General features: G+C 65.5%; 7 protein-coding genes and 4 pseudogenes. 8 read left to right on the forward strand and 3 right to left on the reverse strand.

What is annotated here, in order from left to right:
• Positions 1–59: 59 nt before the first annotated feature.
• A pseudogene (locus tag QP181_RS04145) lies at positions 60–832 on the reverse strand (FadR/GntR family transcriptional regulator).
• Between the two features lie 108 nt (positions 833–940).
• Here QP181_RS04145 and QP181_RS04150 point away from each other — a divergent pair.
• The 8 genes and pseudogenes from QP181_RS04150 to QP181_RS04185 all read left to right on the forward strand — a co-directional run bounded on the left by QP181_RS04150 (position 941) and on the right by QP181_RS04185 (position 12500).
• Entirely contained in the window at positions 941–2491 is a 1551-nt protein-coding gene (locus tag QP181_RS04150) for an aldehyde dehydrogenase (NADP(+)) (protein WP_333927703.1), read from the forward strand.
• Positions 2492–2547: 56 nt separating this feature from the next.
• Positions 2548–3540, forward strand: a complete 993-nt coding sequence (araD1, locus tag QP181_RS04155) for an AraD1 family protein (protein ID WP_333927704.1) — start codon at positions 2548–2550, stop codon at positions 3538–3540.
• A gap of 2 nt (positions 3541–3542) precedes the next feature.
• A complete protein-coding gene (locus QP181_RS04160; protein WP_333927705.1) occupies positions 3543–4469 on the forward strand; it encodes a Gfo/Idh/MocA family protein in 927 nt (308 codons plus the stop codon).
• Between the two features lie 7 nt (positions 4470–4476).
• On the forward strand, positions 4477–6051 hold the full coding sequence (locus QP181_RS04165; RefSeq protein ID WP_333929542.1) for an alpha-N-arabinofuranosidase: 1575 nt from the start codon (positions 4477–4479) through the stop codon (positions 6049–6051).
• A gap of 51 nt (positions 6052–6102) precedes the next feature.
• Positions 6103–7145 (forward strand): annotated as a pseudogene (locus QP181_RS04170) (arabinan endo-1,5-alpha-L-arabinosidase).
• Positions 7142–8176: pseudogene (locus QP181_RS04175) on the forward strand (glycoside hydrolase family 43 protein); the annotation flags it as partial. The pseudogenes QP181_RS04170 and QP181_RS04175, both read left to right, overlap by 4 nt.
• 2 nt (positions 8177–8178) lie before the next feature.
• Positions 8179–9522 carry a glycoside hydrolase family 27 protein gene (locus tag QP181_RS04180; protein ID WP_333927706.1) on the forward strand — a complete coding sequence of 448 codons (1344 nt, stop codon included), beginning with the start codon at positions 8179–8181 and terminating at the stop codon, positions 9520–9522.
• A gap of 112 nt (positions 9523–9634) precedes the next feature.
• A pseudogene (locus QP181_RS04185) lies at positions 9635–12500 on the forward strand (TonB-dependent receptor).
• Between the two features lie 117 nt (positions 12501–12617).
• On the opposite strand, the gene QP181_RS04190 reads toward QP181_RS04185, so the two are convergent.
• Together QP181_RS04190 and QP181_RS04195 are read right to left on the reverse strand one after the other, a co-directional pair.
• Entirely contained in the window at positions 12618–12836 is a 219-nt protein-coding gene (locus tag QP181_RS04190) for a hypothetical protein (RefSeq protein WP_333927707.1), read from the reverse strand.
• A 448-nt stretch (positions 12837–13284) separates the two neighbouring features.
• The gene (locus tag QP181_RS04195; RefSeq protein ID WP_333927709.1) at positions 13285–13800 is read right to left on the reverse strand and encodes a hypothetical protein; all 516 of its coding nucleotides are present in this window, start codon (positions 13798–13800) and stop codon (positions 13285–13287) included.
• Positions 13801–13855: the final 55 nt, after the last annotated feature.

Raw genomic sequence — 13855 nt, forward strand, 5'->3', positions numbered from 1 at the left:
GCGCCCCATGACCGGGGCGCCGATCTAGCGGTCGACCATGAAACGGCGGTGGCGTGCGATCAGCGCGCCATCGCCAGTTTCGTATCCTCCAGCGCCAGGTCGACCAGCGTCCGCATCGCCGCGCTGGCGCCGTTCGCATCGCCTGCGGCGATCGCGTCATAGACCAGCATGTGATCGGGAATGGGGTTGCGGGGCAGGGCCCGCGCACGCTGCTTGAACTGCGTCGTCCAGTTGACGGCGGCACCGATGCTCGCGCTCAGCACGATCAGCGCATCGTTACGGGTCGCCGTCAGCACCGCGTCGTGAAACTCGCGATCCGCCGCGCGGCCGGCTTCGGTGGCCAGCGTATGCCGACGCATGGCCGCCAGAGCGTCCTTCATGATCTTCAGGTCGGTTCGCTCGCGCCGTTCCGCGGCAAGCGCTGCCGCCGCAGGCTCGACGATCGCGCGCAATTCGAACAGCCCGCGAACGAAGGCGATGTCGGGCTCGCCGGCAAACGCCCAGGCGAGCACGTCGGGATCGAGCAGGTTCCACCGGCTGCGGGGCAGGACGCGCGTACCGATCTTGGGGCGGCTCTCGACCAGTCCCTTGGCGGTCAGGACCTGGACGGCCTCGCGGTAGGCGCTACGCGACACGTCGAGCGTTTTCGAGAACTCGACCTCGCCGGACAGCGTGTCGCCGGGCGCATACTCCCCGACAATATCGCGGTGCCGAGCTTGTGCGCGACCGCACCGTGAAGACGCCGACCGGTGCCGCGCGGCACGCGGACGGCCGGGGTTTCATCGTCGTTACCGCCCTCAACAGGCTCCTCAATGTAATCCACTTCCGTCATGCCGCCTGCTCCCTGGGCACGGCGTAACAGTCCCTGTGCGATCAAGGAACGACAAAGATTGCCAAAGCCCGGCGCCGCTTATATGTCGGAGTATAGGGAGTGGATACTATGTCAGACACAAGCACTAGCCAGGCCGAGCGTTCGGCGTTTCGATCCATCGATGCCGCCACCGGACTTGCGGTGGGTAATCCGATCGCGATCCATGGTCCAGCCGACGTCGAGGCCGCCTGCGCCGCCGCCGATGCCGCATTCGATACGTATCGCGCGACCGGCAATGACGCGCGGGCCGATTTCCTCGAGCGGATCGGCGAGGAGATCGTCGCGCTCGGCGACGACCTGATCGTCACCGCGATGCGCGAAAGCGGCCTGCCGCGCGCACGTCTCGAGGGCGAGCGCGGCCGTACCGTCGGCCAGCTCAAGCTGTTCGCGGGTGTCGTTCGTCGTGGCGGCTGGATGGGGCTTCGGATCGATCCGGCACTGCCCGATCGCGCACCGTTGCCGCGTCCCGACCTGCGCTTGCGGATGATCCCGCTCGGCCCGGTCGCGGTGTTTGGCGCAAGCAATTTCCCGCTCGCCTTCTCGACCGCTGGTGGCGACACCGCGTCGGCGCTGGCCGCAGGCTGCCCGGTCGTCGTGAAGGGTCACCCTGCGCATCCCGCGACCGGCGCGATGGTCGCCGGCGCGATCGACGCCGCGGTTGCAGCGTGCGGCTTGCCGAAGGGCGTGTTCTCGCACCTGGTCGGTCCCGGCAACGATCTTGGTAGCGCGCTGGTGCAGGATCCGCGCATCGCCGCGGTCGGGTTCACTGGTTCGCGCGCGGGCGGCCTAGCGCTCGTCAAGCTGGCACAGGCGCGCGACGTCCCGATCCCGGTCTATGCCGAGATGTCGAGCATCAACCCGGTCGTGCTGTTGCCCGAAGCGCTGAAGGCTCGCGGCGCGGCGCTGGGGACGGCGTTCGTCGGGTCGCTGACGATGGGTGCGGGGCAGTTCTGCACCAACCCAGGCCTAGTGCTTGCGGTCGAAGGCGAGGGGCTCGACGCATTCGTCTCCGCTGCCGCTGCCGCGCTGCCCGAGGCGCCCGCTGCGACGATGCTCACCGGCGGTATCCATGCCGCGTACGAGCAGGGCATCGCCGCACTCGCGAGCCATGCAGCGGTGAAGGAGATTTCGCGCGGCAAAGTCGGCGAAGGCGTCGCACAGGGGCAGGCGGCGTTCTTCGAGACGACCGCCGCGCAGTTCCTGAGCGACAAGGCGCTCGGCCATGAGGTGTTCGGTGCGTCGTCGTTGCTGGTGCGCTGCACGAGCGAGGACGAGCTTCACGCCGTGCTGCGTGCCGCCGAGGGTCAGCTGACCGCGACGATCCAGATGGATGCGGGCGATGCCGACATGGCGACGCGGCTGATCCCGCTGCTCGAACGCAAGGCCGGGCGGATACTCGCCAATGGCTGGCCGACCGGTGTCGAGGTCGCCCATGCGATGGTGCATGGCGGTCCGTTCCCGGCGACGTCGGACGGCCGCACGACCTCGGTCGGTAGCCTCGCGATCGACCGGTTCCTGCGGCCGGTGTCGTACCAGAATCTGCTGCCCGAACTGCTGCCGGAGGTGCTGCGTGACGGCACCACCGCGCCGCGGCTGATCGACGGCGTTCCCGCCAACTGACCTGAAAATATCGGGGACGAACCGTAACAACGGCGTCTCGCTTAGGAGAGAGTGTGATGACTTTGCGCCTGTTGCAGCATGTTGGCGTCGACGGCACGCGATCGGTGATCGCTGCTACCAGTGAAGGGGCCGCGTTCGTTACCGGCGTAGATAGCGTCCGTGGTTTGGCCGAACGCGCGATCGCCGATGGCACCGATCTCGCCGCCGCGATCGCGGCCTGCGGGACGGGCGACAGCGTCAACATCGCCGCCGAACTGGCGGCCGGCCGCCTGACCTCACCGATCGATCATGTCGATCCCGCGCACCTGATCATGACCGGCACCGGCCTGACGCATCTCGGCTCGGCCGAGGGTCGCGACAAGATGCACCGCGCGGCCGCGGACGCCGAGAAGCAGACCGATCTGATGCGGATGTTCCTCGAAGGCGTAGAGGGCGGCAAGCCCGCCGCGGGGACGCGCGGACAGCAGCCCGAATGGTTCTATAAGGGCGATGGCTCGGGACTCGTCGCACCCGGCGCGCCACTGACGATGCCCAACTTCGCCGAGGATGGCGGCGAGGAGCCCGAACTTGCCGGGATTTACCTGATCGGTCCCGACGGCACGCCGTTCCGCCTCGGCCTGTGCCTCGCCAACGAGTTCAGTGATCACGTCACCGAGCGCCACAACTATCTGTGGCTCGCGCATTCGAAGCTGCGCCAGGCATCGCTTGGCCCCGAGCTGCTCGTCGGCACGCCGCCTCAGCATATCGAGGGTGCGAGCCGCATCCACCGCGACGGCGCGCTGCTGTGGGAAAAGCCGTTCCTCTCTGGCGAGGCGAACATGTCGCACAGCATCGCCAACCTCGAGGCCCATCACTTCAAATACGACCTCTTCCGCCGTCCGGGCGACGTCCACGTTCATTTCTTCGGCACCGCGACGCTGTCGTTCGCCGACGGCGTGACGACGCGCGAAGGCGATGTGTTCGAGATCGAGGCCGCGCCGTTCACGCTGCCCTTGCGCAACACGCTGACCAAGGCCGCACCACAGCCCGTCGTCGTGAAGGCGCTCTGATCGTGGCCGCTATCAAGATCGCAGTCGTCGGCATGGGCAAGATCGCCCGCGACCAGCATCTGCCGTCGATCGCCGGCAACGCCGACTTCGAGTTCGTCGCCAGCGTCAGCCCGCGCGATCCGGGCGTCGAGGGGGTCGTCAACTTCAAGTCGCTGGAGGCGCTGCTCGCCGACGGTCCGGCGATCGACGCGATCGCGCTCTGCACCCCGCCACAGGTGCGCTACGAGTTGGCCTCGATGGCACTCGCCAAGCGCGTACACGTCTTCCTTGAAAAGCCGCCCGGCGCGACGCTCGCCGAAGTCGATGCGCTCGAAGCCCAGGCTGCCGAGACGGGCGCGACGTTGTTCGCGGGCTGGCATTCGCGGTTTGCAGCAGGCGTCGCGCCGGCCAAGGCGTGGCTCGCCGAGCGCAAGATCGAGCGCGTGTCGATCGTCTGGCGCGAGGACGTCCGCGTCTGGCATCCGGGGCAGGCGTGGATCTGGGAGCCGGGTGGGCTCGGCGTGTTCGATCCCGGCATCAACGCGCTGTCGATCGCGACCGAGATCCTGCCGCAGCCGTTCTTCCTGACGTCCGCGACGCTGTCGACGCCCGCCAATCGCGCCGCGCCGATCGCCGCCGACCTGACCTTCCTCAGTGCATCGGGCACGCCGATCAGCATGGATCTCGACTGGCGCCAGACCGGCCCGCAGAGCTGGGACATCACCGTCGAGACCGACGCCGGTACGCTCAGCCTAGCCAAGGGCGGTGCGGTGCTCACTTTGCCGAGCGGCACGGTGCACAATGACGACGAGGAATATCCCGGCCTCTACACCCGCTTCGCCGCGCTGATCCGCGGCGGCCGAAGCGAAGTCGATACGACCCCGTTCACACTCGTCGCCGACGCATTCCTGCGCGGCACCCGCACATCCGTGGAGGCTTTCGATGATTGAGGCAAAAATGACCCGCACGCTGAAGGGCCTCGCCGCCGCACTCCTGCTGTCGACCGCCGGCATCGGCACTGCGCAGACCGACGCACCCGCCACCGCGCCCAGTTCGACCGGGGCAACCGTTACGGTCCACGCCGACACGCCCGGCCCGACCTATGATCGCCGCATCTTCACGCAGTTCGCGGAGCATCTCGGCACCGGCATCTATGGCGGGCTTTGGGTCGGCGAGAAATCGAAGATCCCCAACGTCCGCGGCTTCCGCACCGATGTCGTCACCGCGCTGCGCGGAATCGGCGTGCCGGTCGTGCGCTGGCCGGGCGGCTGCTTCGCCGATGAATATCACTGGCGCGAGGGGATCGGTCCCAAGGCCAAGCGCCCGGTCAAGATCAACACGCATTGGGGCGGCGTGACCGAGCCCAATACGGTCGGCACGCACGAGTTCATGGACCTCGCCGGACAGCTCGGCGCCGAGCCCTATATCGCCGGCAACGTCGGCAACGGCACGCCGCAGGAAATGGCGGAGTGGGTCGAATACATGACCTCGCCCGCCGGCACGCTGGCGGACGAACGTGCCAAGAACGGCCACAAGGCGCCATGGGCCGTCCCGTATTTCGGCGTCGGTAACGAGCTGTGGGGCTGTGGCGGCAACATGCGCGCGGAATATGCCGCCGACGTGACGCGGCGCTACGCCACATTCATCAAGGCGCCGAAGGACACGCGCGTGATGAAGATCGCGAGCGGCGCCAACGTCGACGACTATAACTGGACCGAGACGATGGCGCGCGAGCTGGTCGGCAAGGTCGATGCGCTGTCGCTGCATTACTATACGATCCCCGGCGGCTGGCCACCGCGTGCGTCCGCGACGGTGTTCGACGAGCGTGGCTGGGCCGAGACGCTGTCCGAGACGCTTCGGATGGACGAGCTGATCACCAAGCATTCGGCGATCATGGACAAGGTCGATCCGAAGAAGACGATGTGGCTCGCGGTCGACGAATGGGGCACGTGGTATGCCGGCGATCCGGGCACCAACCCCGGTTTCCTGCGTCAGCAGAACACGCTGCGTGACGCGCTGGTTACCGCGATCAACCTCAACATCTTTGCCAAGCATGCCGATCGCGTGAAGATGACCGCGATCGCGCAGATGGTGAACGTGCTGCAGGCGATGATCCTGACCGACGGCAGCAAGATGGTGCTGACGCCGACCTACCACGTGTTCGCGATGTACAAGCCGTACATGGACGGCACGGTGCTGCCGATCGACATCAAGTCGCCCTGGTACAACAAGGACCAGTGGACGATGCCGTCGGTCAGCGCGTCGGCCGTGCGCGGCAAGGACGGCGTGGTGCGGATCGCGCTCTCGAACCTCGATCCGAACAAGCCAACGAGTGTGTCGGCCGCGCTGCCAGGCGTGACCGCGCAAACCGTCACCGGGCAGGTGCTGACCGCGCCGACGATGACCGCGCTCAACACTTTCGAGGCACCCAATGCGGTCGCGCCGACGGCGTTCAACGGCGCGCGGCTGAGCGGCGGCACTCTGTCTGTGACGCTGCCGCCGATGTCGGTGGTGATGCTCGAACTGAAATGATCGTGACGCCCGCCGGACCAACCGGCGGGCGCACCTACCGGGAGAGAGACGATGGCCGCACCAAGATGGGCGACCGGACTGATCGCGCTGACGCTGGCCAGTAGCGTGGTGGCGCAAACCGCGGATACCCCCGTGCACGCGGGGGCCTCAACGCTAGCCTGACGGGCGACATCGCGCCGGTCCACGACCCGGTGATGATCCGCGCGGGCAATATCTATTACGTCTATGGCACCGGGCTCGACGGCCAGATGTTGAGCGCGCGCACGTCCCCCGATCTGGTCCACTGGACCGCGGGTACGCCGCCGTTCGCAAGCCTGCCGGACTGGGCGACCAAGGCGGTGCCGGGCACCAAGGGGATGTGGGCGCCCGACATTTCGCGCAGCGCAGACGGGCGCTACCGGCTCTATTATTCGGTCTCGACGTTCGGCTCGAACCGCTCGGCGATCGGGCTGGCGACCAGCCCGACGCTTGACCCCAAGGTCCCCGGCTATGGCTGGCGCGACGAGGGGCTGGTGGTGATGTCGACGCCCAAGGACGATTTCAACGCGATCGATCCCAACCACGTCGTCGATGCGCAGGGCCGCGAATGGCTGTCGCTCGGCAGCTTCTGGACGGGCCTAAAGCTGTTCGCGCTGAACCCCAAGACCGGCAAGCTGCTCGACCCGAATGAGAAGCCCCACGCGATCGCGCGCCGTCCCGCACCCGCCGGCGGCCCGGCCCCGGTCGAGGCGCCGTTCATCATCGGCCATGGCGGCTATTACTGGCTGCTCGCGAGCTACGACTATTGCTGCAAGGGCGTGAACAGCACCTATTACACCGTCGTCGGCCGATCGAAGGCGATCACCGGGCCGTATCTCGGCAAGGACGGCAGCGCGATGATGCAGGGCGGGGGGACGATCTTCCTGCGCGCCGACCTGCAGGAAAAGCAGCGCTATCGCGGCCCCGGCCACCCCGGCGTGATGCACGACACCGACGGCAAGGATTATGTCGTCTACCATGCCTATGATTCCCAGACCAAAGGCACCCCGACGTTGCGCATCGCACCGATCGCCTGGGGTGCGGACGGCTGGCCAGTTGCGGAGAATCGACCATGACGATGGATTTCACACGACGGCTGTTCCTGGCCGGTGCTAGTGCTGCGACCGCTAGCGGTGCGCTCGCACGGGTCTCGGCCAAGGCGCCGGTGCCGGTCAACCCACTGGTCCGCCAGCGCGCCGATGCGCAGGTCTTCCTGCACACCGACGGCTATTACTACATGACCGGCTCGGTACCCGAATACGACCGGCTCGTGCTGCGCCGCTCGCGCACGCTGGCAGGGCTGTCGACCGCCAATGAGCGCGTGTTGTGGCGGCACGAGAAGACCGGGCCAATGTCCGGCTTTCTCTGGGCGCCCGAACTGCACCTGATCGACGGGCGCTGGATCATGTATTTCGCGGCAGGCCCCAGCGGCGGCGGCGAGGACGTGTTCCGCATCCGCACCTTCGCGGTGGTCTGCGACGGACCCGACGCAATGACCGGTACCTGGACCGTGCTGGGGCAATTGACGACGCCGTGGGACAGCTTCACGCTCGACTCCACCAGCTTCGTCCACCGCGGCACGCGCTATCTCGCCTGGGCCCAGCGCGAGCCGGGGATCGAGACCAATAGCAACCTCTATCTGGCACCGCTCGCCACCCCGCTGACGCTGGCGGCGAAGCCCGCGCGGTTGGCGGTACCGACGCTCGATTGGGAGATCCGCGGGTTCAAGGTCGCCGAGGCGCCTGCGCTGCTGGCGCGCAACGGCAAGCTGTTCATGACCTATTCGGCGAGTGCGACCGACGCGCGCTACTGCTTGGGTATGCTGACTGCGCGTGACGATGCCGACATCATGGATCCGTCGGCCTGGACGAAATCGCCGCAGCCGGTGTTCAAGTCGTCGCCCGCGCACAAGGTCTTCGGGCCGGGCCACAACAGCTTCACCGTCGACGAGCGCGGCCGCGACATCCTGGTCTATCACGCGCGCGACTATGAGGCGATCAAGGGCGACCCGCTGTTCGATCCCAACCGCCACACCCGCGTCCAGAGGTTCACGTACAAGCCCGACGGCACACCCGATTTCGGCGAACCGGTTGCCAACGGCCCGTTGCGGTGAGCGGCCTCGATCGCCGGACGTTCCTCGCCGCGGGAGCCGCAGCGGTACCTGCGGCCGCGATAGGCGCTGGCGCGAGTGCTGGCTCGAAGCTCCTGGCGCCGACGCCGCCGATGGGCTGGAACAGCTGGAACAGTTTCGCGACGACGATCACCGAGGCGCAGGCGATCGAGACCGCGACGATCATGGCGGAGAAGCTGCTGCCCTCGGGCTATGATATCTTCACCGTCGATATCCAGTGGTACGAGCCGGGGGCGACCAGCTACACCTACGCGACCAAGCCGACACCGGCGATGGACGGCTACGGCCGACTGCTCCCTGCGCCGAACCGGTTCCCGTCGAGCGTCGGCGGCAAGGGCTTCCGCCCGCTCGCCGACCGCGTCCACGCGCTCGGCCTGCGGTTCGGCATCCACCTGATGCGCGGCATTCCGCGGCTGGCGGTGGAGCGAAACCTGCCCGTGTTCGGCACGAAATACCGCGCGCGCGACATCGCCGACACCACCAGCATCTGTACCTGGAACCCGGACATGTACGGCGTCGACATGCGCAAGCCCGGCGCGCAGGCCTATTACGACAGTGTGTTCGCGCTCTACGCATCCTGGGGCGTCGACCTGGTCAAAATGGACGACATGAGCCGGCCCTACGACGCGCATGCCCCCGAGATCGAGGCCGCACACGCCGCGATCGTCGCGACCAGGCGACCGATCATCCTGAGCCTGTCGCCCGGCGAAACGCCGGTATCCCGCGCGGATCACGTCCGCCGCTTTGCGCAGATGTGGCGGATCAGCGACGATTTCTGGGACGAATGGCCGCTGCTCGAAGCGCAGTTCACCCGGCTGGAGAACTGGAACGCGCACCGCGTGCCCGGTGGCTGGCCCGATGCGGACATGCTCCCGCTCGGGCGTCTCGCGCTCGGTGCGCGCGACACCAAGTTCACGCCCGACGAACAGCGCACGCTGATGACCCTGTGGTCGATCGCGCGTTCGCCGCTGATCATGGGCGGTGACCTGCGCCATCTCGACCGCCCGACGCTCGACCTTCTCACCAACCCCGAAGTCATCGCGGTCAACCAGGTGAGTTACTACAACCAGCCGCACTTCGTCGAAGATGGCGTTCGGATGTGGTCGGCCCGTATGCCGCGCTCGAACGATCGTTATCTCGCGCTGTTCAACACAGACAAAACGACGAAGCGCGTGCAGGTTAGGCTCGATATGATCGGGCTGAAGGGACACGTCGGGGTCCGCGACCTATGGGCCCGTCATGATCTGGCAACGGCCTCGGGCATCCTGACGCAGGATGTGCCATCGCATGGTGCCGCGCTGTATCGGCTCAGGTCCGGCTGATACGGTCGGCGCGTAAATTAGCTCTTGCATTGGGGCTCATCTGCTTTTAGCGAATGTCGGAGTAATAACGAGCCGATAACAAGGCCGACCGGACGCGTTAGGGAGAGGCCGCATGGCGATAAAACCGTTAATTCTGTGTTCCGCATCGATCGTAGCGCTTACGCTCGGCACCCCGGCCTCCGCGCAGGCCGTCGCTACCACGCCGCAGGATCGCACCGACGTCCCGGCGACCGGAACGCCCGCCCGAACCGATGCCGCCACGACCCAGGACGTCCCGACAGCGGATCAGACCGACCAGGACATCGTCGTCACCGGCGTCCGCGCCTCGATCGTCGGCGCGCTGAACGTCCGCAAGGCCTCGACCCAGATCGTCGATTCTGATCGTCTCCGAAGATGTCGGCAAGCTGCCCGACAACAACGTCGTCGAGGCGCTGCAGCGCGTTACTGGCGTCCAGGTGACCAACCGCACCGGCGGCGAAGCGGCGGCGATCTCGATTCGCGGGCTTCCCGATGCGCTGACCACGCTCAACGGCCGCAACATCTTCACCGCGGCGGGGCAGGCGTTCGCGTTGCAGGATATCTCCGCCAACCTCGTCAAGCAGGTCGACGTCTACAAGACGCGCGCCGCCGAGCAGATCGAGACGGGTCTCGCCGGCCAGATCGACGTCGCCACGCGTCGTCCGTTCGATTTCGACGGCTTCGCAATCTCGGGCCTCGCGCGCGGCATCTACAACGAGCAGGCCGACACTTATAATCCGAACGTCGCGCTGCTGGTCAGCGATCGCTGGGAGACCGGGATCGGCGATATCGGTATCCTGGTAAACGGCAGCTATACGCGCACCAAATACCGCGACCAGACGATCACGGCGGGCGCACTGGTGCCGTTCGCGACCGAAACCCCGCCGGCCGGGTCCGGCCTCGCACCGCTGGAGCGCATCTTCCCGGGTGCGAACAACGAGAATTGGACGCCCGGCCTCGACCGCGGGCTCGCGACCGCGCCGGGCTCGACGCTCAACATCAACGGCGTACAGACGCCGTATTACCTCTCGCGCGATGCGATCTTCAGCTCGGATCTGTACGGCAAGCGCGAGCGGCCCTCGGCGAACATCGCTCTGCAATGGGCGCCCAACAGCAGCTCGGTCTACACCGCCGAAGTGTTCTATGCGGGCTTCCGCGGCGAGACGTTCAACAGCCTCCAGTTCAGCTTCGTCGACTTCTGGGCCAATCCGCAGCCGGTCGGGCTTTACGACGGTACCAACATCGTCAAGACCCGCACCGCCAACAGCGTCTACGGCTTCAATAGCGGCGACTACAACCAGTCGAAGACCGACAGTTTCGTCTATGCGCTGAACGGCAAATGGGACGTTGGCTCGCACGGCAAGATCATCGGCGACGTCGCCTATCAGACCAGCAAGGTGACGAGTTCGTTCACCGCGATGCGGACCGAACGCACCGCCAACCAGATCAACGTCGACTTCAATGCGGGTGGCGGCATCCCGTCGTACCATTTCGACAACGACGCCCTGTTGACCGACCCGGCGCAGTGGAACATCGCCCAATTTTACGACAACGCCAATCGCGACAAGGGCAGCGCGCTGACCGGCACGCTCGACGGCTATTACGGCTGGGACGAGGGCTTCCTTCGCCAGGTCAAGGCGGGTTTCCGCTACGACAACCGCAAGGCCTCGACGTCGGTGCGGACGCAGGATGCAGGCGGATTGGGCGGGCGCAGTCTCTCGACGCTGCCGTCGGAAGCGCTGTTCACCAATTCCGGCTTCTTCGATGGCAAGAGCGATTCCCCGAGCAGTTGGGTGTTGCCGAGCGGCTATTGGCTGCACGACAACGCCGACACAGTGCGCGGTCTATATGGGCTTAAGACGTCCGATCAGCTGTCGCTGCAACGCGTGTTCGACATCGATGAGACCACGCTCGCCGCCTATATCCAGGCCGACGGCGAAGTCTCGATCTTCGGGCGGCCGCTGAAGCTTCAGGCCGGCGTGCGGCACATCACCGTCGATACCGACTACAATTTCTTCGATCGCTACAACAACGGCGCGCAGACCTTCGTGTCGACCGGATCGCAGCGGTGGTTGCCAAGCTTCACCGCGCGCTACGAACTGACCGACAAGCTGCGCGTGCGGTTCAACTACGGCCAGACGTTGCGCCGGCCGAACTTCACGGACATCAACCCGAACTTCAACTTGGTCGGCGATCTGACCAATGTCGGCTATGGCAGCGGCAGCGCAGGCACCGCGACGCTGAAGCCGACTCACTCGAAGAATTACGATGTCGCAGTCGAGTGGTATTTCGATCGCAACAGCGCGATCTTCGTGACGGGCTTCCGCCGCGAGGTCGACGGGCTGGTCGTGCCGCTGACCGTCCGCGAGACCATCCTCAACAACGGGATCGTCGCCGGCGCCACGAACTCGTTCGCGATCACGCGGCCGGTCAACGCGTCGAACGGCGTGCTCAAGGGCGTCGAACTCGGCCTGACCTATTTCCCGGATTACCTGCCCAGCGTGCTGAAGGGGGTGGGTTTCCAGGGCAGCCTGACCGTACTCGACTCGAAGCAGAACATCCCGCTGTCGGATGCGGCCGGTAACATCACGGGGCAGGCGTCGTCGCCGTTCTTCGGGGTGTCGGACCTGTCGTACAATGCGACTTTGGCGTATGATCGCGGGCCGATCGGGGCGCGTCTGTCGTACATCTGGCGCAAGGCGTTCCTCGCCAACAACGAAGCGCGGCTGTTCGCCAATCCGATCGGCGTCTGGCGCAATCCGGAGAAGAGCCTCGATCTTCAGCTGACCCTCAACGCGACCGATCGTCTCGGCTTCACCTTCGACGCGGTGAACCTCCTCAAGGCGAAGCAGCAGACCTATTACAAGTTCGAGGATGTCGGCGGCCCCGACCGCTTCAATCTGGGGACGACGCTACTCAGCCGTACGTTCGCGGTAGGGGCACGCTATACGTTCAAATGATGATGGCGGGCGGCGGCGGTAAAGCTGCTGCCGTCCATTCGAAGGAGAAGGGAATATGATCGGTCGCGCGACGTCAGGCCGATTGTCCGTCTCGCTATAGTGTGTGGGGCTGCGGCGTCATCCGCCGCCCGCGGCACGCACCGCATCGCCCGCGTGCGGTTCGTCAACAATGCGCCCTGATATGAAAACCGCATCCCGTTTTTCGAATCCGCCGATCCGAAGCTCGATGCGGTCAATTATTATCGTTGGTCGCTGAATCGCGCGCATCAGCGCGATTTGGGGGCGGGCGGGTATATCTTGGCCGAGTTCCTCGACGACGTCGGCCGGCAGCTTCAAGCCTATGCCAGCCTGAACGTTGCGCCAACGCTTGGTGCCCGTAATTTTGGTCGGTTTGGTCTGCGACGGATCCTGGTTTTCGGTGCCGCACTACCGCCAATTGGAGCTATACCGTTCGTGCTGCTGTCACCCACCACCCTGCCTCTGGTGGCTGGTCTCGGTTCGCTGAACATGGGTTTCGGGACGGGCTTCCCGAGCATTGCAGCGACGTGCTCATCTAAGATAGTGGCGGGCGGACGGAACGTGGTGCTGCCACAGCCTCAAATCTTTTTGCCCGCAATCTCGGTAGCACTCTTGGAACCGCGGTGCTGGGCACGGTGCTCAACGCCAGCCTTGCACGAGACCATTCGAGAAAGTTGACGCTGGGGCGATCATATGGACCAGCCTGGGCAGCCATGAAACGACAAAAGCTCAGTGGCTATTCAACAGGGAGCCTAGCTCGTAAATCCTAGCATTTCGCTTCCTTATAGGTGAGCTTATAGTGAAGCGGTTTGGGGAGACGAGGACTTGTGATCATAGTCTCTTCCACAAAGTCCGGCCCCACTACTCGATACACTGTGGTGCGCTCGTTGTCGGGCGCACGGAACGTTATCAAAACAGCGTCACCGCTCGCTTTTGCGGACACGTCAAAAACCTGCCCGTCGTTGAGCTTCCACTGAGCCAGCTCTCCGCTTGTCGAAACAAGGATCAGCGGCCTGGTTTCATATTTGATCGAGAACCCGCCTGGTGGACTCGAGATTCTAATCCGAATCCCATCGACAGCCATGTTAGCCTTCCGCAGCCTGCGCGAGAAATAGTCGGTGTTGGGAAGGCCGGCGGTAGCGCTCGCGATCGCTCGTTCGACGTTGTCGCTTCGTCCGCCGTCTAGGACGTAGGAACCTGAAACTACACATTGCGGCGGGCTCGCTGATCCAGAAGCCAAAATGGCAGCTCCTGTAGCCGCCGACAAAACCCCATAAATCATCGCGTGCCCCTCAAATCTTGCCGCTCGCCAGGCCGAGTGTAGTGGCGATCCGCTT

It is taken from the genome of Sphingomonas sp. LR55 (assembly GCF_036856015.1).
Lineage (GTDB): Bacteria > Pseudomonadota > Alphaproteobacteria > Sphingomonadales > Sphingomonadaceae > Sphingomonas.